The 21,135-nt window shown below is 64.0% G+C and carries 19 protein-coding genes, 1 tRNA gene and 1 riboswitch; of the genes, 6 read left to right on the top strand and 14 right to left on the bottom strand.

What is annotated here, in order from left to right; genetic code table 11:
* The first annotated feature begins 2 nt into the window (after positions 1-2).
* Together OVA12_RS07925 and OVA12_RS07920 are read left to right on the top strand one after the other, a co-directional pair.
* A complete protein-coding gene (locus OVA12_RS07925; protein WP_268136062.1) occupies positions 3-611 on the top strand; it encodes a thiamine phosphate synthase in 609 nt (202 codons plus the stop codon).
* A 136-nt stretch (positions 612-747) separates the two neighbouring features.
* The gene (locus OVA12_RS07920; protein WP_268136060.1) at positions 748-1,128 is read left to right on the top strand and encodes a hypothetical protein; all 381 of its coding nucleotides are present in this window, start codon (positions 748-750) and stop codon (positions 1,126-1,128) included.
* Positions 1,129-1,210: 82 nt separating this feature from the next.
* Here OVA12_RS07920 and OVA12_RS07915 read toward each other — a convergent pair whose 3' ends face one another.
* The 11 genes from OVA12_RS07915 to OVA12_RS07865 all read right to left on the bottom strand — a co-directional run bounded on the left by OVA12_RS07915 (position 1,211) and on the right by OVA12_RS07865 (position 10,680).
* Positions 1,211-1,825 carry an ATP-dependent Clp protease proteolytic subunit gene (locus OVA12_RS07915; RefSeq protein ID WP_268136058.1) on the bottom strand — a complete coding sequence of 205 codons (615 nt, stop codon included), beginning with the start codon at positions 1,823-1,825 and terminating at the stop codon, positions 1,211-1,213.
* 179 nt (positions 1,826-2,004) lie between these two features.
* A complete protein-coding gene (locus OVA12_RS07910) occupies positions 2,005-3,225 on the bottom strand; it encodes a GGDEF domain-containing protein (RefSeq protein ID WP_268136056.1) in 1,221 nt (406 codons plus the stop codon).
* Positions 3,226-3,412: 187 nt separating this feature from the next.
* The gene (locus tag OVA12_RS07905; protein ID WP_268136054.1) at positions 3,413-4,624 is read right to left on the bottom strand and encodes a GGDEF domain-containing protein; all 1,212 of its coding nucleotides are present in this window, start codon (positions 4,622-4,624) and stop codon (positions 3,413-3,415) included.
* Between the two features lie 101 nt (positions 4,625-4,725).
* Positions 4,726-5,229, bottom strand: coding sequence for a DUF2867 domain-containing protein (locus tag OVA12_RS07900; RefSeq protein ID WP_268136052.1), 504 nt, complete (start codon positions 5,227-5,229; stop codon positions 4,726-4,728).
* 196 nt (positions 5,230-5,425) lie between these two features.
* Positions 5,426-6,598: an isovaleryl-CoA dehydrogenase gene (locus OVA12_RS07895; protein WP_268136050.1), complete on the bottom strand. Its 1,173-nt coding sequence runs from the start codon at positions 6,596-6,598 to the stop codon at positions 5,426-5,428.
* Positions 6,599-6,649: 51 nt separating this feature from the next.
* Positions 6,650-7,120 carry a PaaI family thioesterase gene (locus OVA12_RS07890; RefSeq protein ID WP_268136048.1) on the bottom strand — a complete coding sequence of 157 codons (471 nt, stop codon included), beginning with the start codon at positions 7,118-7,120 and terminating at the stop codon, positions 6,650-6,652.
* Positions 7,117-7,527 (bottom strand): MerR family transcriptional regulator, encoded by a 411-nt coding sequence (locus tag OVA12_RS07885; RefSeq protein WP_268136046.1) that lies wholly within the window; start codon positions 7,525-7,527, stop codon positions 7,117-7,119. The genes OVA12_RS07890 and OVA12_RS07885 overlap by 4 nt, the downstream gene beginning before the upstream one ends.
* Before the next feature lie 581 nt (positions 7,528-8,108).
* A complete protein-coding gene (mgtE, locus tag OVA12_RS07880; protein WP_268136044.1) occupies positions 8,109-9,524 on the bottom strand; it encodes a magnesium transporter in 1,416 nt (471 codons plus the stop codon).
* A 160-nt stretch (positions 9,525-9,684) separates the two neighbouring features.
* Positions 9,685-10,008: a YARHG domain-containing protein gene (locus OVA12_RS07875; RefSeq protein ID WP_268136042.1), complete on the bottom strand. Its 324-nt coding sequence runs from the start codon at positions 10,006-10,008 to the stop codon at positions 9,685-9,687.
* A 125-nt stretch (positions 10,009-10,133) separates the two neighbouring features.
* Positions 10,134-10,218: transfer RNA gene (locus OVA12_RS07870), tRNA-Leu, on the bottom strand.
* 195 nt (positions 10,219-10,413) lie between these two features.
* Positions 10,414-10,680, bottom strand: coding sequence for a FliM/FliN family flagellar motor switch protein (locus OVA12_RS07865; protein WP_268136040.1), 267 nt, complete (start codon positions 10,678-10,680; stop codon positions 10,414-10,416).
* Positions 10,681-10,823: 143 nt separating this feature from the next.
* On the opposite strand from OVA12_RS07865, the gene lipB reads away from it, so the two are divergent.
* The 4 genes from lipB to OVA12_RS07845 all read left to right on the top strand — a co-directional run bounded on the left by lipB (position 10,824) and on the right by OVA12_RS07845 (position 16,767).
* Positions 10,824-11,537: a lipoyl(octanoyl) transferase LipB gene (lipB, locus tag OVA12_RS07860; RefSeq protein ID WP_268136038.1), complete on the top strand. Its 714-nt coding sequence runs from the start codon at positions 10,824-10,826 to the stop codon at positions 11,535-11,537.
* 205 nt (positions 11,538-11,742) lie between these two features.
* A complete protein-coding gene (locus OVA12_RS07855; protein WP_268136036.1) occupies positions 11,743-13,758 on the top strand; it encodes a bifunctional metallophosphatase/5'-nucleotidase in 2,016 nt (671 codons plus the stop codon).
* Positions 13,759-13,937: 179 nt separating this feature from the next.
* Positions 13,938-14,579, top strand: coding sequence for a hypothetical protein (locus OVA12_RS07850; RefSeq protein WP_268136034.1), 642 nt, complete (start codon positions 13,938-13,940; stop codon positions 14,577-14,579).
* A 223-nt stretch (positions 14,580-14,802) separates the two neighbouring features.
* On the top strand, positions 14,803-16,767 hold the full coding sequence (locus OVA12_RS07845) for a methyl-accepting chemotaxis protein (RefSeq protein ID WP_268136032.1): 1,965 nt from the start codon (positions 14,803-14,805) through the stop codon (positions 16,765-16,767).
* 265 nt (positions 16,768-17,032) lie between these two features.
* Here the strand turns inward: OVA12_RS07845 and OVA12_RS07840 are convergent, their stop codons facing one another.
* From OVA12_RS07840 to OVA12_RS07830, 3 genes are all read right to left on the bottom strand, one after another.
* Complete coding sequence (locus OVA12_RS07840; RefSeq protein ID WP_268137049.1) at positions 17,033-17,881, bottom strand: DMT family transporter; 849 nt, start codon at positions 17,879-17,881, stop codon at positions 17,033-17,035.
* A 136-nt stretch (positions 17,882-18,017) separates the two neighbouring features.
* Positions 18,018-18,194, bottom strand: a riboswitch (FMN riboswitch).
* Positions 18,195-18,251: 57 nt separating this feature from the next.
* Entirely contained in the window at positions 18,252-18,932 is a 681-nt protein-coding gene (locus tag OVA12_RS07835) for an HAD hydrolase-like protein (RefSeq protein WP_268136030.1), read from the bottom strand.
* Positions 18,929-20,941, bottom strand: a complete 2,013-nt coding sequence (locus tag OVA12_RS07830; protein WP_268136028.1) for an acetyl-CoA carboxylase biotin carboxylase subunit — start codon at positions 20,939-20,941, stop codon at positions 18,929-18,931. The genes OVA12_RS07835 and OVA12_RS07830 overlap by 4 nt, the downstream gene beginning before the upstream one ends.
* Positions 20,942-21,135: the final 194 nt, after the last annotated feature.

The raw sequence follows: 21,135 nt of genomic DNA, 5'->3' as shown, positions 1-21,135 counted from the left end.
CCGTGACACTCGACCGCTTCTACCTGATTGTAAACTCGGCCGCCTGGATCGAACGTCTTTTGCCCATCGGACTGCGCCTCGTCCAGCTCCGGGTCAAGGATCTGCCGGACAGTGACATCGAAGCGCAAATAAGCAAGTCACTCACCCTGTGCAATCAGGCTGGCGCGACGCTGATTGTCAATGACCACTGGCGTCTGGCCCTGCGCTGCGGCGCTGCCTGGGTGCATCTCGGGCAGGAAGACCTGGACACGGCCGACATCGCCGCCCTCAAGGCCGCCGGGATCCGCATCGGCATTTCCACCCACACGCCCGAGGAGCTGGGCCGGGCCCTCGCCCTTGAGCCGGACTATATCGCCCTTGGACCGGTCTACGAGGCGCGTGGCAAGACCGTTGACTATCCGACGCAGGGATTGGAGGGCATCCGGACCTGGCGCCAGCGCGTCGCCTGCCCGCTGGTTGCCATCGGCGGCCTGACGCTGGAGACCGCCCCTGCCGCCTTTGCAGCAGGCGCGGATAGCGTTTGCGTCATCACCGACGTCCTGGCAGCCACCGATCCGGAAGCGCGCCTCAAGGCCTGGCTGGCCGCGCGCGAGACCTGGACGCGCGGATAAGACATCCGCATTTTCACCAGACAATCAGCGTCAGCCTGGCGGATTGCGTCCACTCGTGACCCACATCACAAGTCCCGCAACGCCCTCGGCCTAATGTGGTTTTGGCGGGACAGGGATCTCGTACCGAGGGCAAAACATGACGCTTTATCTTGAACTTGGCGGCCGCACCGCAATCCGGCGCGCTGTTCTGGCCACACAGGCCGGCGACCAGCCAGCGCCACAAGCAACCCTTGAGGATCTCACCGAGTTCCTCGTGTTCCTCTTCGGTGGCGCCCCGGTCTACGAGGGCCCGGCACTCCATCACACGGTCTCGGCAATTTGCCAGGGCCATTCCGGGTTTGACCGGCTGGCAGACGAGCTGACCGAGGCGCTGACCCGGTCGCCGGCAACAGCAGCGCTTGCCCGCGACGTCCGGCAGGTTCTGGAGCAGGTGCGCTGCCACGCCGTGCGCGGCCCGCATCCGGTCGCGTTATCGGCAGCTGTGGTTTCGCCTGCCCATCAGCACCGCTTCGCCTGACACAGACGCGCCGCCTGAATGAAAAACCCCGCAGACCGGAAGGGCTGCGGGGTTTTGACTGTCTGGCAAGACGGCTTGCGTCTTACTTCAGCTCGTCCACATTGGCGACGACCTTGCCGACGAGGCCGTACTCGATGCCCTCTTCCGGGCTCATCCAGTAGTCGCGGTCGGTGTCCTTCTCGATACGCTCGATCGGCTGACCGGTCGCATCGGCAAAGATCTTGTTCAGGCGATCGCGCATCTTGAGGATCTCGCGGGCCTGGATCTCGATGTCGGTTGCCATGCCGCCGGCACCACCGGACGGTTGATGCAGCAGGAAGCGGGTGTTCGGCGTGCAGAAGCGCAGTTCCTTCGGAACCGACACATAGATCAGCGCGCCGGCGCTCGCGACCCAGCCCATGCCGAGAATGCGCACATCCGGACGGATGAAACGAATGGTGTCATGGATCATGTCACCCGATTCGACGTGACCACCCGGCGACGACACGATCACCGTGATCGGATCATTCGAGACCTGTGCCAGCGCCAGCAGGCGGGAGCAGACGTCACGCGCCAGTTCCTGGGTGATCGGCCCGGTGATCAGCACGGTACGTGCATCGAAAAGATGCTTGTCGACCGGGATCGACTGCGGCGTCTTGGTCTTCTCGTCCTCGTCATCCTCGAGGCGAGCGGGCACCGACATGTAAAGATGGCTCATGCGCTGGGAAGCTCCCTTGTGACATCTCGCCGGCCCTGGCCGGCGCGGTTCCTTCTGGCCCATACTTATGCGAAGCGCTCGCGCGCCGCAAACACGGAAAGCCAGTTTAATGCGGCAACGGTTATCAACTGGGCAACGCGGCGCCCTTCGACAAGGACAAATCGACCCGCCGTCGTCATTCAGGCCGGGACTCCGTTGCCGGATAAGGGACTTGCGGAGCTGAGCAGACCTTCAGCGGACTGATCATCCGGCTGGTCAGCCAGACTGACACGGTTTCGCCCCTGCCGCTTGGCCCGATAGAGTGCGTGATCGGCGGCGGCGAGCAGACGGTCCAGATCGCGCTCCCGTCCTGATGAACTGGCAACGCCGATGCTGACCGTCATGCGACGGCCGCCGTCCTCGGCGAGCAGAGGCGACGCCTCGACAGCTGCACGCAGACGCTCGGCAAGGTCCAACGCCTCCCCGGAACGGCTGCGCAAGGCGATGGCGAATTCCTCCCCACCCATGCGTCCGAACACGGCTCCCGCAGGCAACAGGCCTTCGACCCGCCGGCAGAACGCGATCAGGATCTGATCGCCCACCGCATGGCCGTAGCGATCGTTGACCTCTTTGAAGTGATCGAGATCCATCACCAGCACGGCCTGTGGCGCAGACGCGACCGACAGACAGGCCGTCGCCCGGCGCAGGAACCCGGCACGATTGAGCACAGACGTCATCCAGTCCCGTTCGGCGCGCCGCCGGAGTTCCGACAGCAGCCATTCCCGGTACAGGACACCGATCCACAGGAGGCCCAGCGCAAAGGTCAGGATCGGGATCAGCAGGGTCAGCGTGAACAAGGGGCTGGGCTGGGTCAGATGCAGGTCCGGCGGATCCAGCACGACCAGCACGGCGCGCATGCCATGCGCGGCAGCGGCGACAGCCCAGAGCCCGCAAAAGCCAAGTCTGACCCGAAGCGAGGTCCGCTCAAGCCCCATGAACGCCCAGCTGGTCGCTGCGGCATAGGCACACAGCGGCACCGCGACGACGATGGTGCGCAGGATGACATCTTCGTAGATCAGCGGGATCTGGCAACTGACGAGCCACAGCGTGGCCGGGGCGAAGACAATCAGCCCTGCGGCACTGCGGCCGATCCGGACACCCGACAGCTCGCGTGCGGCAACGAACCCGAGCCCGCTGCCGATGCACATCAAGGCGTTGGAGAGGTCAATGGACATCCAGAACGGCAGGCTGCCGCGACCGGCGAGCAACGCAAAGCCCGGCGCGCGCACAAACAGGCTGGCCGCCCAGGTGCGCAGCCCTGCCCGTTCGCGCATGCTCGTCCACAGCGCGAGCAGCAGGAAGCCGGCGCCGAACGTCAGAAGGGCTATGATCGCGAACAGTGTGCGGGCGTCCGGAGACATGCCACCTCAAAGAGCCAGAACCGGTTGGACAGGACCGCCGGTGGAATTCACCGGCCAGTTGGTCGGGAGAGTACCGGGGAGGCTTTAACGGTGGCCTAAGCCGAACCGCGAGGTTTGAGGAATGTCCTTGCGCCTGCACGAGACCAGCGGGCGGTCCAAAATGGTCCGCACGATGCGCTCGTCGGATTCAGGAGGTGACGGCAAGCAGCTGCAGGCGGTCTGCGGAGCGTGCCGGCTCACGGGCTGCTGCAGCTGCGGCAATGCTGACCTGATCGCGCCCGTCGCGTTTGGCAGCATACAGGGCCGCATCGGCACGGCCAAGCAACGCGGACAAAGGTTCATCTGGCTCCGCACGGGCGAGGCCGACGCTGGCGGTGATCGTTGCAATGCCCCGGGCATCCGGCTCCCGGTTTCGGCGTCCCAGAAGGCCGCAGATGCTCGATGCCAGCCCTGCAACACGCCGGACGGCATCACCTGTCAGGAGAACCGCAAACTCATCGCCGCCCTGACGCCCGAACAAGGCCCCCTCCGGCAGCAAGTCACGCAGCTTGGCACCGAACAGCGCCAGAACCCGATCGCCCTCGCCATGGCCGAGTTCATCGTTGAGGGCCTTGAACCGATCGAGATCGATGGCGAGCAGAATGGCTTCCTCGCCCTCGCGCTGTGCCCGTTCCAGTGCCAGCTCTGCGCGGGTCTGGAACGCTTCGCGGTTCAGGGCACCGGTCAGGCTGTCCTCGTCGGCAAGGCGTCTGAGGTCCTTCAGCTGGGCCTCGAGGAACATGCCGACTGAAAACAGACCGCCAAGAAACACCGCAATCAGCTGGACGTAGATCGTTGCCGCCAGCGGCACGTTGCCGGTGCCCAGCACGACCGGTTCGGGCGACAGGACCGCCAGGCCGAGCCGCACGATCTGCACCAGCGCCATGGTCCCGATCAGGCCAGCCAGGGCGAGACAGACCTTGCGGTTGCCGACGACGCAGCGCGTGAATTCGAAGGCGATCCATGCGCTGCAAAGGGCCTGCAACAGGGTCACGGCCACAAGCCGGCGCTGGTCGTTTTCATAGATTCCCGGGATCAGGCACATGACGCCCCAGATGAGCGCCGGCGCCACAACGATCAGCGCAGACGTGGAGCGACGACCAAGGGCTCGGGTTGCCTTGATGCCGAGGCCGACACCGAACAGCAGCAGAGCATTGGCGAGCGCGATCGAAAGGAAATTCGGGACTGTGTCGCGAGCGGATAACAGCAGAAAGGCAGGCGCGCGCAGCATCAGGCTGTAGGCCCACAACAGCAGGCCCTGCTCCGCCCGTTCCCGCTGCCAGACAAGATAGAGGGCAACACCGACCATCAGGCTGAGCGGAGCCAGCGCAAAAAGTATGGTCAGGCTGTCGAGAACCATGGAGCACATCCCGATGAACGCCGGGGAACCAGAACAGCCGACATTTTCGGCAAGCCCGATTCGATGGCGCGCATCATGCATCAGGAGTCTTTACAGGCTCGTTAAATCTGCCGTCCGGAAAAACCCGATGAAGCTGCGGTCAGACGCCGCAGCCGCTTGAGGTCGGACGCGACGATCAGCTTGTGTGCAGGCGCCACCGGCAGCATGTAGATCCGGCCGACAATATTGTGCGTCTTGACCGAACTGGTGACCGTGTAGGTCGATCCGCGCGCTGACAGCCAGGTCATGACATCAAGGTGGCTGTCGCGCACCGTGAGGACCAGATCCGTATCGTCTGCGTGTTCGACCAGAAAGAAGTCGAGCTTGTCGCCAGCCCTGACACTGTCGCGGCGGCGGGCGGCCCGGCCGGAAATCGGCTGCACGCCAAACGGGGCCGACAGGACATCCCGCAGCCGCATGGCCAGCCCCAGCAACGGCGATGGCTCGGAGCGTATCAGGTTCCAGCCTTCCAGCACCGTCACGGGACGACCGGTTTCGGTGCTCCGCACATCAAAAAAATCGAGCTCAGCACGTGGTGCGATGAGATAGCTGATCGGATCTGGCATGGCAGCCTCCGCAAAAGGACCCGCACCCCTCATGCCGTCCAAGACACTGGATAGCAGCCATCCGGGGCCGCCGCCCCCGGACGCATCGCCGCAGAAAAGGGCATCCGGAACCATCATCCCGGATGCCGTCCGATCGTCTTGCTGAGTGTCGGCCATGCCGCCAGTGCCCCCTGGCGGCGTTACCGACCAGCCGATCCTACTTCGTCTTGTTGAACAGCTCGCGGCCGATCAGCATGCGGCGGATTTCGCTGGTGCCGGCGCCGATCTCGTAGAGCTTGGCATCGCGCAGCAGCCGGCCGGTCGGATAGTCGTTGATGTAGCCGTTGCCGCCCAGCAGCTGGATGGCGTCGAGCGCCACCTTCGTTGCCGTCTCGGCCGCGTAAAGGATCGCACCGGCGGCATCCTCGCGGGTGGTCTCACCGCGGTCACAGGCCTGCGCCACCGCATAGACATAGGCGCGGGTGGCGTTCATCGACACATACATGTCGGCGACCTTGCCCTGCACGAGCTGGAACGTGCCGATCGGCTGGCCGAACTGCTCGCGCTCGTGGATGTAGGGCATGACCACGTCCATGGCGGCCTGCATCAGGCCGACGCAGCCGGCGGCCAGCACAGCGCGCTCGTAGTCGAGGCCGGACATGAGCACATTCACGCCCTTGCCGATTTCGGCGAGCACGTTTTCCTCCGGCACCTCGCAATCCTCGAACACCAGTTCACCGGTTTCCGAGCCGCGCATGCCGAGCTTGTCGAGCTTCTGGGCGACCGAGAAGCCCTTGAAGTCCTTCTCGATCAGGAACGCGGTGATGCCGCGTGATCCGGCAGCCGGATCGGTCTTGGCATAGACGATCAGCGTGTCGGCGCAAGGACCGTTGGTGATCCACATCTTGCTGCCGTTGAGGACATAGCGGTCGCCCTTCTTGTCCGCCCGCAGCTTCATCGACACCACGTCGGAACCGGCACCCGGCTCGGACATGGCAAGCGCGCCGACATGCTCGCCGGAGATCAGCTTGCCAAGATAGCGCTGCTTCTGGTCGTCATTGCCCCAGCGGCGCAGCTGGTTGACGCAAAGGTTCGAATGCGCGCCGTAGGACAGGCCGATGGAGCCCGAAGCACGGCTGACTTCTTCCATGGCGATGCAGTGTTCGAGATAGCCAAGGCCAGCACCGCCCCATTCTTCCTCGACGGTGATGCCATGCAGGCCCAGCGCGCCCATTTTAGGCCACAGCTCGCGCGGGAACCAGTCCTCGCGGTCGATCCGGTTGGCGAGCGGCGCGATGCGGTCCTGCGAGAAGCTGCGCACGCTGTCGCGCAGCATGTCGGCGGTTTCGCCAAGATTGAAATTGAACCCCGGAATGTCATTGCGGATCATGGCGTTCCTCCCGTTTACTTTCACATGAGTTGAATTGTTGGGCACCGGACCTCAGTCCTCCATGCCCTCCATGCAGATCATCGAGAACAGGCCGGTGGCGACATGCACCTCGCCCTCGTCCAGCAAACCGAAGACATCCGCCTTGCAGATGGTCAGCGTCCGGCCCGGCTTGATCACGCGGCCCCGCGCCACCAGCGCCCGGCCCCGCCCCGGATTGAGCAGATTGATCTTGAATTCGGTCGAGAGCACGCCGGTGCCCTTGGGAAACAGCGACAGGGCGGCGTAGCCGGCGGCGCTGTCGGCGATGGATGTGGTCGATCCGGCGTGGAAGAAGCCGTGCTGCTGGGTCAGATGCGGCGCGAAGGGCAGCGTCAGGTCCATCTCGCCCGGAGCCAGGTGGCTGATCGTGGCGCCCAGATGGGCCATGTAGGGCTGGCGGACGAAACTCGCGCGCACGCGCGCCTCCCAGTCGGGATCGCGGGGTTGAAAGCCACTGGCACCGGTTTGCAACGCTGTTGTCATGCGCCCCCCTCTCCTGCCTCGTGCGCGACGCCCAGCGCCTCCATGCGCGCCCGGCAGCCGGCCTCAACCTCGTCCAGATCGGCCAGCGACATCTCGATGTCCTTCAGCTTGTCCAGAAGTTCGGCCCGGCGCAGCGCGATCTTGTCCATCAAGAGGCGCAATTGACCGGCCTCGCCCGGGGCCTTGCCGTACATGTCGATGATTTCGCGGATTTCGGAGAGGGCAAAGCCAAGCCGCTTCCCGCGCAGGATCAGCTTCAGACGGGTCCGGTCGGCCGGCCGGTACAGCCGCTGCCGTCCGCGCCGCTGCGGCGTGATCAGCCCTTGCGCCTCATAGAAGCGCAGCGTCCGGGTGGTGATCCCGAACTCCTGGGTCAGCTGTGTGATGGTGTAAAGCCGCTGCTGCATCATCCCCTCCGCAGGCATCATCTTCTGACTTTTACGTCAAAGTCAATTACATTGATATTTTTGTTATTTTTCAATTATTTGAACGAATTCTTCTCTTCCCCAGACTCACCACATGGCACACATCAATCACCTTCGTCATGCCATGACCTGATCATGGCATCCATGCCGTGACCTCACCTCACGACCAGCGTCAGAGAAGGACGCCATCGTCAGTATGTGCCCGCACGGTAAGGCAACGGCATGGATGCCATGGTCGAGCCATGGCATGACGAATATGGAGAGGGAAAGCAGCCCATCTGCTGCTGAAGGACTACTGCGAGGCCGTTCCGCAAGGCCCCAATCCTCACCACACAAAAAGCCTAACCGTATTCGTCATGCCATGACTTGATCATGGCATCCACGCCGTGACCTCACCTCACGACCAGCGTCAGCGAAGGACGCCATCGTCAGGCTGTGCCCGCACGGTAAGGCAACGGCATGGATGCCATGGTCGAGCCATGGCATGACGACGATGGAAAGTGAAAACAGCGTGTCTGCTGCTGAAGGGATGCAGCGGGGACGATAGGCAGCCGCCCTTGCCCTCACATCGGCAATCGGAACCAGAGCGCGGCGATGCCGAGGAAGGCGAAGAAGCCGATGACGTCGGTGACCATGGTCACGAAAACACTCGACGCAATGGCCGGGTCCACCTTGAAGCGGTGCAGCGTCATGGGGATCATGAGGCCGGCAAGGCCGGCGCAGAACATATTGATGATGATCGCCGACGCAATCACGATGCCGAGGCCGTGATTGAAGAACCAGAGCCCGGCCGTAGCTCCGATCAGGCAGGCAAGCAGCGAGCCGTTGAGGAAACTCACCATCACCTCGCGGCGCAAAACTCGCCAGATGTTGCGCGTGTCCAGTTCCTCGGTCGCGATGGCGCGCACGGCAATGGTCATCGTCTGGGTGCCGGCGTTGCCGCCAAGCGAGGCCACAATCGGCATCAGCACGGCGAGCGCAACCATCGCCTCGATGGTGCCTTCGAACTGCGAGATCACCGTGGCGGACAGAAGCCCGGTGCCCAGGTTGAACAGCAGCCAGACAATGCGCGAGCGGGCAATGGTCAGCACGCTGTCGGAGATTTCTTCATCACCGACACCGGCCAGCGCCTTCATGTCCTCGTCGGCCTCTTCCTGGATGACGTCAACGATGTCATCGACAGTCAGGACACCGACGAGACGGTTGCTGTCATCGACAACGGCGGTGGAGACAAGGTTGTAGCGCTCGAACAGGCGGGCGACCTCTTCCTGGTCTTCCTTCACCGGCACCGAATGCGGGTCTTCCTCCATGATCGAGGCGATCTTCTCCGCCCGCTGGGTGCGCAGGATCCGGTCGAGTGCCACGGAGCCGACCAGCCGGAAGCCGGGGTCCACCACATAGAGCTCGTAGAAGGTATCGGGGAGATCCTTGTCCTCGCGCAGATAATCAATCGCCTGCCCCACCGTCCAGAACGGCGGGACGGCGATGAAATCGGTCTGCATGCGGCGGCCGGCGGATTCTTCCGGGTAGTCCAGCGCCCGTTCCAGCTGCACGCGTTCCGACAGCGGCAGCTCGTCCAGAATGGCAGCCTGGTCCTCCTCGTCGAGGTCCTCCAGAATGTAGACGGCGTCGTCGGAATCAAGTTCGCCAAGGCCCTCGGCGATGTCCGCGGTCGGCAGGTCCTCGAGCAGGCGGACACGCACCGCCTCGTCCATTTCGGTGAGGGCGGCGTAGTCGAACAGGTCGCCCATGAGCTGCACGAAGGCCGCCCGGTCGCTGGCCGGCAGCGCATCCACGAGATCGGCCATGTCGGCCTCGTGCATGTCGCCGGCCAGGCGGCGCACCTCGTCCCGGTCCGCCGCCTCGACCGCCGCATGGACCGCCGCGATGAAGGCATCCGTCAGCCAGCCCGCGTCGTCATGCACGGGGATCTCGGCAGCCGCGTCAACGGCCTCGTCGCGAAGTTCGGGTTCGGCCATTTGCCCCTCCTGCCGGATCACTCGGAAGTCCTGCGCCAGCCGCGCACAGTTCAGCCCACAACTACCCGCGACCTGCTGCTTTGGCTATTGAAATCAGGGGCGGATTCACTGCCATGCGCGACGCGGAACGCCCGACAGCACGCCAGGCCAAGCGATGGGCTCACGGCACATCCGGACATCCCTTGGCAGTGGCGATCCCGCGCAGCGCCGCAAGATAGGCCTTGACCTCACCCACCAGCACCCGCTCGTCCTGCGACACACAGGTCCGGTTGCGGAAGAACGCCTGCCGGGCCCGGTCATCGCGCGGACAGACCCCGCCATCGGCGCGGATCTTTTCGCCAAGGTACCAGAGCTGGCTGCAGGTCATCTGCTGCAGCTCCTGCTCGGGCCGGCTGATGTTGCGCTGCTGTTCAGGCGAGGTGAAGCCGGTAAGGCAAAGGCCCAAAAGAGCAAGTGCAAGGCAACTCCTGATCCGACCGCGCATGGCAGCAGTCCCCTTTGCCTGGTCAACAGGCGCAGCACCGGCCGGCCACGCCTTGAGCACAAATGAAAAAGGCCCTTGCAGGCACCTCACAAGGAGGTATCGGCAAGAGCCTTTCATCAAGAAAATGGTGCGGTCGAGAAGACTCGAACTTCCACGGGTTGCCCCACAGCGACCTCAACGCTGCGCGTCTACCAATTCCGCCACGACCGCATTTTCTTGTCCCCGGCGCCTGTCAGCGTCGAGGCGCTCCATGTAGCAAATCGGTTTTTGCCGCGCAAGCGTCTTCTCGCCCTTTGCCGACAAATCGCTCACGGCGCCGCCAGCCTGTGGGTAACTTCATGAAGCACAACAAAAAAGGCGCGGAAACCCGCGCCCTCACTGGCCTTCTCGACCGGACCTTTGGCGTCAAAGTGGCCCGTCTGTCCGCATCGGCCGCACGTCGGGTGCGCGCAGGAGCACTTCGGTGATCGAAACGCCGATGCGCTCGCCCAGCAGAACCACCTGCCCCTTGGCCACCAGCGTCTTGTTGGCATAGATGCTGACGTCGTCTTCCTCGGCCACATCCAGATCGATCACCGCGCCACGTCCCATGCGCAGCAGCTGGTGCACGGGCATTGTCGTGGTACCCAGAACAACCGATATATCGATGCTGATGTCATCAAAGGTGGCCATCACGCCAATCCGCCTATAGAAACGTCGCTTCGAACCTTGGCCCGGACCTGCAGCCTCGAACCGTCTTCTGCCCAAGGGCCAAGCCAATCGAGACTGTAACGCCAAACCCGGCGTCAAAGCCATCGCAAAGCAGCCAGAACGCCATGCCGACAGCCACGCGCGAAGCCATCGTCCCCGAGTTTCTCCCCACTGAGGGCTCAAGACCCGTAGAATGGCTGATCTCGGACACGCCGGTTCCCTATGAAGAGGCCATGGCCTTCATGGAATCGCGCGTCACCGCAATTGCCGATGGCACGGCGGCGGAACTGGTCTGGCTGCTGGAACATCCCCCGCTCTACACCGCAGGCACCAGCGCCCGCCGGGAGGACCTCCTGACCCCGGACCGCTTTCCCGTCCACGACGCCGGCCGTGGCGGCCAGTACACCTACCATGGCCCCGGCCAGCGGGTGGCCTATGTGATGCTGGACCTCAAACGCCGCCGCCCGGACGTGCGCGCCTTCGTCGCCGCGCTGGAAGCCTGGGTGATCGGCACCCTGTGGCAACACCATATTCGCGGCGAGCGGCGCGAGGACCGGGTCGGCGTCTGGGTGCGCCGCCCGGACAAGGGCGCGGACCGGGAGGACAAGATTGCGGCCATCGGCATCCGCGTGCGCAAGTGGGTGACTTTCCACGGCATCAGCCTGAACGTCGATCCGGACCTGGAGCATTTCTCCGGCATCGTGCCCTGCGGCGTGCAGCAGCATGGCGTCACCAGTCTGGTGGATCTCGGACTGCCGGTGACCATGCCGGAAGTCGACAGCATCCTGCGGCAGGAATTCGAGGTCATATTCGGCGCAACACATTCGGTTGCCGGCTGAGTTTTGCGCAATTCACGCAAATAATAATCCAATAGAGGGAGAATACAGGTCCGTTACGTCAATTCCAGTTATCGAATTAAATCTGGCGCACGTCGTGCGCCGACCTTGAACAACTGAGACGTAACTGTCACAAATCCGTTATGTGCAGCCACTAGCTCTGCGGCACTCACTATTCCGTGAGCAAAATACCCAAGGAGCTGAACTCATGTCGACGCGTAACCGCAACATGAGCCGCCGCGACTTTTTGAAGTCGACCACCGTGGCTGCCGGCATTGCAGCCATTTCCCCGATGATCGTGTTCCGCGCCGAGGCTGCCGCAGGTCCGGGTGAACTCCTGATGTCCCCGGCCACGCCGAACCCGAATGGCGCCATCGAACGCCTGTTCCTGCTGAAGGGCGACCCGCTGGCTGGCCCGGTGACCCGCATCGTGACGGCAGAGGGCAATCCGGTCCCCGCCCCTGCGCTGGCCGCCGGCGACCGGCGCGTGCTGCGCCTGATGCATTTCAACGATCTGCACAACCACCTGACCGACCAGCACGCCAAGAAGGGCGACACGCACCGGCTGTCGCAGATGGTGCGCAAGCTGCGCGAGGCACGCGCCACCGCAGGCGAGCACGAAGTCGTCCTGTTCGTCTCCGTCGGTGATGACCACACCGGGTCCGTGTTCGACGAGCTGGTCGGCTGGAACCCGGAGGAGTTCGTTGCCGATCCGGCTTACCGCGCCTATTCCGCCGCCGGCCTCGACCTTGCCGTTCTCGGCAATCACGAGTTTGACCGCGGTGCGGAACTGCTGCGCATGGGCCTGAAGCGCGACGCCACCTTCCCGGTGCTCTCGGCCAACGTGCATGGCTCGGCCTTCATGAAGCGCGACGAGGACTATGTCTGCGCCGCCATCGCAGAAGCCAAGGGCCTGCGCATCGGCTTCATCGGCCTGACCACCGCCGTCGACACCCGCGTCGGCCAGCCGGCTGATCCGAAGCTTGCCGTCGCAAGCCCGGTCGAAGCCATCCGCAACGTGCTTCCGGCCGTGGCCGAAGTGAGCGACGTGGTCGTGATCCTGTCGCACTGCGGCTTCGGCTCCGGCTCGCACCGCTCCGGCAAGGCGGGTGCAGCCCGCATGATTGGTGAAGGCGACCTCGACATCGCCGCCGCCGCCGGCCCGCTCACCGACAAGCCCATCGTGCTGCTCGGTGGCCATTCGCACACCCGCCTCAACAGCGACGGCATCGACGCAGACAACGTGGTCGAGGGCGTGCTGATCACCCAGGCGGAAGCCAATGGCAAGTATCTGGGCGACATCGCCATGTCGATTGCCGCCGAGAATGGCCGCAAGGCGTGGTTCTCCTCCGTCGGCCTGCATCCGGTGAAGACCCGCGACGACCGGGTCAAGGCCGATGACCCGACCTACGCCAGCCTCGAACATGACGGCGACTATGACGCCGGCTTCGAGGCCGAGACCATCGCCCCGCTGCTGAAGGCGCTGGAATCCAAGCTCGCCGAGGAAATTGGCCAGGTGGCCGACGACACCCTGCTGTCGACCGAGCGCACCATCGCCGACCGCTACATCCGGGAAGTGGCCATAGCCAACTTCATGAACGACGCCCTCGTCGCACGCTCCGCCACCTTCTCCGGCGGCAAGATCGACATCGCGCTGTTCAATGCCTCCGGCCTGCAGACCGGCATCGCCAAGGGCCCGCTCACCTTCAAGGGCTGGTACGACGTCATGCCCTATGCCGACAACGTGCATGTGGCGACCATGACCGGCGCGCAGATCCGCGACATGCTGAACAACAACGCCAAGCGCTTCGTGCGTCCGGAGGAAGTGGCCGCCGGCAAGCTGGATCTCAGCCAGTTCATCTCGCGCGGCCTGCTGCACTTCTCCAGCGCCCTGCGCTACCGGGTGGAGTTCGGCACATCGGCAGCAGAGGCCAAGGCCGTCGACATCACCATCGCCGGCGCGCCGATCGACAGCGTTCTCGACAAGACCTTCAAGGTGGCCTTCAACACCTATGTCTCGCTGGGCGGCTTTGGCGAAGCGTGGAACGGCAAGCCGATCTCGGGCGGCGTTGCGGGCGACATCGCCAGCATGGACCTGCGCAAGCTGGACTATGACCACACCGGTCTCGTCTATCGCAACGAGATCATCGCGCATATCCGCGACCTCAAGGTGATCACCCCGGACAACGGCGCCCGCCTGGACGGCCGCCTCGTCACCGGCTGATCCCCTTCCGGCCGATCCGTGCCAGGGGGCCATCCCCCTGGCACATCTGTCCCTGACCTTTCTGTCTCCTTCGCATTGCGCAAGCCTGCCGCAAGGTTCCTCGTCATAAATACCGGGGCGAAAGCCATGAAGGCTGGGAGACAAGCCGGCAATGCCGGGCGTTCAGGGATGGCAGGGGCATGGATCTGGTCAATCCGACACCAAACCGCATTGAGTACATTCACGACGACAAGGCGCAGACCCGCGTTGGCATCTTCATCATCGGGATCGGTGCGCTGGCCTGTGTCGTGGGCAGCCTGGTTGCCGACAGTTTCTGGCCTGCCCTGCTCGTGGCCGTCATCGCCGGAACCTTGATCCTGCGCCTGCATCGTCAAAGTGCCCGCACCAAGGTCATCTTCGACAAGACAAACGACCGCTTGCTGCTGGAACATCGCACGCCCGGTGGCCGGCTGATGGGCAGCGAGCGTCTGCAGTTGTCGCATCTGGAAAATGTCGTGCTGGAACGCGCAGGCTTCCTGCACAATTTCATGTCGAAAAAGGTCTGGCAGCGCCCGGTGATGATCGTGGCCGGCCGGCGCATCCCTCTCACCTATGCCAGCTTCGAGACCGGCGGCGTCGCCGAGGACATCGCGGCGCAGCTGCGCGAGAAATTCGAACTGCCCCGTTCAGCGCGCTTCAGCGATGCGGTAGCTGCGACCGAAGCTGCTGCGGGCGGCAAGGCCCGCAAGACGCAGTCCGAAGAACCAGAAGATGGCGGCATGTCCGCGCTGGCAAAGCGGGCAAGAGCCATCCGTCAACGCAGCGCCGAGAGCGAAGCCTGACCAGATCCTCCTACGGCAGGCGCAACCTCCGGTAGGAAAATTCCGTAAATGCTCTGAAATGAACTAGGTGTTTTTCGCAATACAAACACTTGAAACCTTGCGTTCGCATCAGCGAAAGCACGCAAGGTTAAGATCCAGAGACACAGTCAATACTTTAATTACAAATGCAGACTAGCTTCAAAGGCAATGTGCCCCAACGGCACAATTCCTCCTGGAGCCCGAGATGTCCGCAGCCACAATGAAGCCGTCAGGTCGAAGCCTGATTACCAAGATCCTGGCCGCCGCAACGGCCGTCATCGTCCTGATTTTCGCAGGCTTCGCGCTGTACAATGACAGCGTCCAGCGCAGTCAGGTCGAAACGCGCGTCGAACAGAACCTCGGCCTGATCAGCAAGGCCATGTCCCGCAGCGTCTCGAACTGGCTGTCCGGCCGCCTCGCCCTGACCGCGCTGACGGTCGAGTCGCTGGGCTCACGCCCCAACGCCGAGATCACCAACGAGGACTTCAACAAGCCTGCGCTGACGCAGAACTTCGCGATGACGTATTTCGGCACGTCCGAAGGCGCCTTCCTGATGTGGCCTCTGGCTGACATGCCGGCCGGCTACGATGCACGCGTGCGCCCCTGGTACAAGGATGCCGTCGCCCAGAACGGCCTGACCATCACCGAACCTTATCTCGATGCCTCCTCCGGCTCGCTGACTGTGACGGTCGCCGCGCCGCGCAAGCTGGATGGCCAGGTTGCTGGCGTTATCGGGTCCGACTTTTCCATCGAAACCATCGAGACGATGCTGAAGGAGTCTGATCTTGGCGATCTTGGCTACCTGTTCATTGTCAACAAGGACGGCAAGGTTCTGATCCACCCAACCCGTGATGCGGTCGGCAAGAGCCTCTCCGAGCTATTTGACGGAACCAAGGTGGCCATGTCCGATCAGTTGCAGACAGTGGAAAGCCCGGATGGCAACCGCATCCTCTCCTTCGTCTCGATTTCCGGCCTGCCGGGCGTCGAGTGGTACGTCGGCATGTCGATCGACGAGGCAGTGGCCTATGCCGAAGTGGCGGAATTCCGCCAGTCGGCGATTATTGCGGTGGTTGCTGCCATCGTGATCATGCTCGGCATTCTGGGCACCCTGTTCCAGCGCCTGCTGGCCCGCCCGCTTGCCTCGATCACCTCGGCCATGAGCCGCATTGCCAATGGCGACCTGTCCGCCAGCATCCCGGGCCTTGATCGCAAGGACGAGATCGGCGCCATTGCCCAGGCCGTGCAGGTGTTCAAGGACAATGCCATCGAACGCGAACGGCTGCAGGAAGAACAGCGCCACGAAGAAGCGGCCAAGCAGCGCCGCGCCGAGGCTGTCGACCGCCTGATCAACCACTTCGCGCAGGATGTCAGCGGCTCCCTGACCACCGTGACCGGCGCAACGCAGGACGTGGTCTCCACCGCCCGCCAGCTCAGCCAGACCTCGGTTGCCAGCTCTGAAGGTGCCAACATCGCCGCCGCAGCGTCTGAAGAAGCGGCCGCCAACGTGCGCTCGGTTGCTGCTGCGTCGGAGGAACTCACCTCCTCCATCGCCGAGATCGCCCGCCGCGTCGCCCATTCCAGCGACATCGCCGCCAAGGCATCCTCGGCCGCCAACCAGACCAACGAGACGGTGCAGAGCCTCGTCCAGACGACCGAGAAGATCAGCCAGATCGTCAAGCTGATCAACGACATCGCCGCCCAGACCAACCTCCTCGCCCTGAACGCCACCATCGAGGCCGCCCGTGCCGGCGATGCCGGCAAGGGCTTTGCGGTCGTCGCGAGCGAAGTGAAGTCGCTCGCCAACCAGACCGCCTCGGCAACGGAAGAAATCGCCACCCAGATCCAGGCGATGCAGGCCGTCTCCAACCAGGCCGCCGTGGCGATCCAGAGCATCGGCGAGGTCATCGGCCAGATGAACTACATCTCGACCGAAATCTCTGCCGCCGTCACCCAGCAGAGCAGCGCCACCACCGAGATCTCCCGCTCGGTGCATGAAGTGGCCAGCGGCACACAGAACGTTTCCGAGACCCTCACCGGCGTGTCGCGCGGGGCCAACGAGACCGGCGACAGCGCGCAGACCCTGCTCTCGGTCGCAACCCAGCTGACCCAGCAGACCGACCGCCTGCGCCAGCGCATCGATGCCTTCTTCGGCGAAATCCGCGCCGCCTGACCGCATTTGAGGCTTTGAAACGAGAAACGGCGGCCCCCAATGGCCGCCGTTTTTGTGTCTGGAGGGGCAGGCTTCATGCGCCCCCCCACTGGCCGTCATCCCCGCCTTGTGCGGGGATCCATACGGGCTTGGCGTCTACTGAAGCCTCTCGGGCCGCCCCAAACTTGAATGGCAGATCCCCGCACAAGGCGGGGATGACCACTGCGATAGGGCGATAGGCCGTGCAACCGATTTTGGCTCAGATGGCCGCTATCCATACCTCCCCTCACCCCACCGCCATCTGGCGCCGAGCGAGGTGGTCTTCCATCAGGACGAGGAACGATCCAGCGAGGATGAGGGCGGCGCCGGGCCAGAGGTAGCCGTCGGGGATGAAGCCAAAGGCCAGCCAGCCGGTGAGGATGTTGAGTGGCAGCTTCAGATGGTCGAAGGGCTGGACGAAGGCCGCATCGGCGCGGGCATAGGCTAGCGTCAGGAGGTAGTTGGCCGCGACCGTGAAGAGGCCTGCGCCCAGCGCCAGATAGAGGCTGAGGCCCGTCGGCACGACGGCGCCATCGATCAGCGCCAGCGCGCCGTTGACCGGCGTCAGCAGCAGGAGAAGGTAGAGCGTCACCGTGTCGGCGGATTCGGCCCCGGTGAGGCGCTTGGTCACCAGCGAGGCCCCGCCCCAGAGCGCAGCAGCCAGCACCGGCAGCAACGCAGCAAGCTCGAACCGCTCGCTCCAGGGGGCAAGGATCACCATGCCGCCGGCAAAGCCAAGCAGCGTCGCCAGCCAGCGCAAGGGACCGACCTGTTCCTTCAGGAAGATCCGCGCGCCGAGGATGACGAAGAAGGGCGAGGTCATGATCAGCGCGATGGCCTGCCAGATCGGCACATGGGCCAGCCCGAAGACCCAGGCCTGCACGCCGCCGACAGCCAGAAGAATACGCAGCGCATGCAGCTTGGGTTGACGCGTCACGAGCGCCGCCCTGCCCCGCCTGAGGATCCAGGGCAGCGCGAACAGCAGCGCCACCAGATACTGCCAGAAGGCGGCGCTTGCGGCCGGCAGACCGAGCTGCATGGTTGCCGCCTGCAGGCAGACATTGACGAGGGCGAAGCTCGCCCCGGCCCCGATCATGCAGGCGGCGGCAGTGAGCGGCTTTGAAGGGAAAGACGAAGTCTGCACGGCACGGGCCATCCTGTGGCAATGGACCCGGGGCATAGCCAAGCGCAAGCCGGTGCCGACCGCAAGGCCGGCGCGCAGCGTGGACTGGCCAGGTTCTCTTTCATCCGGACTGTAACCGTCGGCTCCGGAGTTGCACCGGATCTGCTGTCCCTTCCAGCCTCAGCTGAAAGGCGCTCGCGGGCTGCAGCCTCGGGTCCATCCTCTCGGACAGTCCCGCAAGGCCATCACCGCCGGTGGGGAGTTTCACCCCGCCCCGAGGACCTGTTTCTGGTGTCAGGAGACTAAACCGCCATCCGGGACCGGCGCAAGCAGTGATTTTCAGTCATACTGAAAGCCAGGCGCGGATTTCATCCGGCAAACGGGCGATCAAGGCCGGGTGTTCAGCGGCCAGTTCCTCGTAGCCGCCATAGCCCCAGGTGACGCCGATGGCCCGCATGTCATTGGCATGCGCGCCGATGAGGTCATGCTTGCGGTCACCGATCATGACGCAGCTGGCGGCATCGCGCGATTCCTGCTCGATGAGGTGCGCAATCAGCTCGGCCTTGGCCGAGCGGGTGCCATCCAGTTCCGAGCCATAGACCTTGCGGAACTGTGGCATGAGCCCGAAATGCTCGACGATCTTGCCGGCATAGGCATGCGGCTTGGAGGTCGCGACATAGAGGGTGAGGCCCGCGCCTGTAAGCGCCTCAACCAGCGGCGCAATGCCGGCGATCAGCTCGTTCTCGTAAAGCCCGACGCTGGTGTAGCGCTCACGGTAGAGCGCCACGGCGCGGTCAAGCAGCGCCTTGTCATCCACGGTTTCGCCGTCCTGGCCCAGCAGGACAGCAAAACTCTCCCACAGCGGCGGACCGATGCACCAGCCCAGCTCCTCGGCCGCCGGGACCGGCGCGCCGAGTTTCTCAAGGGCATACTGGATCGAGCGGGTGATGCCGACAAAGGGATCGGTCAGCGTCCCGTCCAGATCGAACAGGACCGTGTCGATCCCCTTCGCGCCTCGCGTCATTCAAACTCCATGATCACGGCATCGACGGCGAGACTGTCGCCGGGCTTGGCCTTGATCTGGCTGATAACACAATCGCGTTCGGCGCGAAGCACGTTTTCCATCTTCATCGCCTCGACGATGGCAAGCGCCTCGCCGGCCTTCACGTCCTGGCCTTCGCTGACCATGACGGAGACGACGAGACCCGGCATCGGGCACAGGAGGAACTTCGAGGTGTCCGGCGGCAGCTTTTCCGGCATCAGGGCGTCAAGTTCCGCCGTGCGCGGGGTCATGGTCTTGGCAATGACGGAGAAGCCCTGCCAGTCGAGCCGGTAGCCGGAGGTGACGGGGCGCACCTGCACCACCACGCGGCGGTCCCCGATGGAGCCGCGCCACAGCCGGTCACCCGGCACCCAGTCCGAAGTGACGGTGACCACATCACCGCCGTCGACGGAGATATCCATTTCAAGCGGGGCGGCCGGATAGCCCTCGGCGATGCGGACCGGGATGTAGTCCTTGCCGATCTTCACGGTCCACTGCTCGCGCACGGCGCCCGTGTGCGGACGCAGCCGGCCCGGCAAATGATCCAGGCGTTCGCGGCGCAGGGTTTCCATGGTCAGCGCCACCGCCGCCAGGACCGATTTGGCCTCGGCATCCGGCACGGCCGGAGTAAAGCCGTCCGGATATTCCTCGACGATGAAGCCGGTCGACAACGTGCCGGCGCGCCAGCGCGGATGGCTCATCAGCGAGGTCAGGAACGGCACGTTGTGCTGGATGCCGTCGACATAGAAGGCGTCGAGCGCTTCCGACATGGCCTCGATCGCTTCCCCGCGCGTCGGCGCATGGGTGACGAGCTTGGCGATCATCGGGTCATAGAACATCGAGATTTCCGAGCCCTCGACGACGCCGGTGTCGTTGCGTACGGTCACCCCGTCCTCGACCTTCTCTTCCGGCGGGCTGTAGCGCACGAGACGGCCGATGGACGGCAGGAAGTTGCGATAGGGATCCTCGGCATAGATGCGGCTCTCGACCGCCCAGCCGTTCAGCTTCACATCGGCCTGCGCGATCGCCAGCTTCTCGCCATAGGCGACGCGGATCATCTGCTCGACGAGGTCAATGCCGGTGATGAGTTCGGTCACCGGATGCTCCACCTGCAGGCGGGTGTTCATCTCCAGGAAGAAGAAGCTCTTGTCCTGACCGGCGACGAATTCCACCGTGCCGGCGCTGTCGTAGTTGACGGCCTTGGCGAGCGCCACGGCCTGCTCGCCCATGGCGCGACGGGTGGCTTCATCGAGCAGCGGCGACGGGGCCTCCTCGATGACCTTCTGGTTGCGGCGCTGGATCGAGCATTCGCGCTCGCCGAGATAGATGACATTGCCGTGCTTGTCGCCCAGCACCTGGATCTCGATGTGGCGCGGGTTCTGGATAAACTTCTCGATGAAGACGCGGTCATCGCCGAAGGAGGAGGCCGCTTCCGACTTGGAGCGCGCGAAGCCTTCGTGCACCTCGCCGGCGTTCCAGGCAATGCGCATGCCCTTGCCGCCGCCGCCGGCCGAGGCCTTGATCATGACCGGGAAGCCGATCTCGGTGGCAATCTCCACCGCATGTTCCGGCGTCTCGATGACCCCGAGATAGCCCGGCACGGTGCTGACCTTGGCAGCGTTGGCGAATTTCTTCGATTCGATCTTGTCGCCCATGGCCTCAATGGCCTTGGGGTTCGGGCCGATGAAGACAATTCCGGCGTCCGCCAGGGCCTTCGGGAAGGCGGCGCGTTCGGACAGGAAGCCATAGCCCGGATGCACGGCCTCGGCGCCGGTCGCCTTGCAGGCGGCGATGATCTTGTCCATCAAGAGGTAAGATTCTGCCGCGGCAGCCGGCCCGATGTGTACGGCCTCATCGGCCATTTCCACGTGCAGCGCGTCCTTGTCCGCATCCGAGTAGACCGCAACGGTCTTGATCCCCATCCGCCGCGCGGTCTTGATGACACGGCATGCGATTTCGCCGCGGTTCGCGATCAGGATCTTGGAAAACATGCGCGTCTGCCCCCGCCTATTCATTGGCTCTGTGGTGTTGGGTGATCTGGTTGTAGGCGCTTGGCCACCTGCCGCGCAATATCACCAAAGGATGACATGACCGGGAAGGCAACCGGACAGATCGCACCACTTCAGCGCGTTCTTCACCCCTGATCAACCCTAAGGAAGCTGAGACATTTTTAGTAATTTCCAAC

This window comes from Pannonibacter sp. SL95, assembly GCF_026672425.1.
Classification (GTDB): Bacteria; Pseudomonadota; Alphaproteobacteria; order Rhizobiales; family Stappiaceae; genus Pannonibacter.
This window is presented reverse-complemented; position numbering and strand designations above follow the sequence as displayed.

Coding starts and splice junctions, on each gene's coding strand:
- lipB (WP_268136038.1), top strand. CDS start 10,824: ATGCCGACAGCCACGCGCGAAGCCATCGTCCCCGAGTTTCTCCCCACT.
- OVA12_RS07835 (WP_268136030.1), bottom strand. CDS start 18,932: ATGACGCGAGGCGCGAAGGGGATCGACACGGTCCTGTTCGATCTGGAC.
- OVA12_RS07845 (WP_268136032.1), top strand. CDS start 14,803: ATGTCCGCAGCCACAATGAAGCCGTCAGGTCGAAGCCTGATTACCAAG.
- OVA12_RS07915 (WP_268136058.1), bottom strand. CDS start 1,825: ATGAGCCATCTTTACATGTCGGTGCCCGCTCGCCTCGAGGATGACGAG.
- OVA12_RS07850 (WP_268136034.1), top strand. CDS start 13,938: ATGGATCTGGTCAATCCGACACCAAACCGCATTGAGTACATTCACGAC.
- OVA12_RS07830 (WP_268136028.1), bottom strand. CDS start 20,941: ATGTTTTCCAAGATCCTGATCGCGAACCGCGGCGAAATCGCATGCCGT.
- OVA12_RS07910 (WP_268136056.1), bottom strand. CDS start 3,225: ATGTCTCCGGACGCCCGCACACTGTTCGCGATCATAGCCCTTCTGACG.
- OVA12_RS07875 (WP_268136042.1), bottom strand. CDS start 10,008: ATGCGCGGTCGGATCAGGAGTTGCCTTGCACTTGCTCTTTTGGGCCTT.
- OVA12_RS07895 (WP_268136050.1), bottom strand. CDS start 6,598: ATGATCCGCAATGACATTCCGGGGTTCAATTTCAATCTTGGCGAAACC.
- OVA12_RS07900 (WP_268136052.1), bottom strand. CDS start 5,229: ATGCCAGATCCGATCAGCTATCTCATCGCACCACGTGCTGAGCTCGAT.
- OVA12_RS07905 (WP_268136054.1), bottom strand. CDS start 4,624: ATGGTTCTCGACAGCCTGACCATACTTTTTGCGCTGGCTCCGCTCAGC.
- mgtE (WP_268136044.1), bottom strand. CDS start 9,524: ATGGCCGAACCCGAACTTCGCGACGAGGCCGTTGACGCGGCTGCCGAG.
- OVA12_RS07855 (WP_268136036.1), top strand. CDS start 11,743: ATGTCGACGCGTAACCGCAACATGAGCCGCCGCGACTTTTTGAAGTCG.
- OVA12_RS07840 (WP_268137049.1), bottom strand. CDS start 17,881: ATGATCGGGGCCGGGGCGAGCTTCGCCCTCGTCAATGTCTGCCTGCAG.
- OVA12_RS07890 (WP_268136048.1), bottom strand. CDS start 7,120: ATGACAACAGCGTTGCAAACCGGTGCCAGTGGCTTTCAACCCCGCGAT.
- OVA12_RS07885 (WP_268136046.1), bottom strand. CDS start 7,527: ATGCAGCAGCGGCTTTACACCATCACACAGCTGACCCAGGAGTTCGGG.
- OVA12_RS07865 (WP_268136040.1), bottom strand. CDS start 10,680: ATGGCCACCTTTGATGACATCAGCATCGATATATCGGTTGTTCTGGGT.
- OVA12_RS07920 (WP_268136060.1), top strand. CDS start 748: ATGACGCTTTATCTTGAACTTGGCGGCCGCACCGCAATCCGGCGCGCT.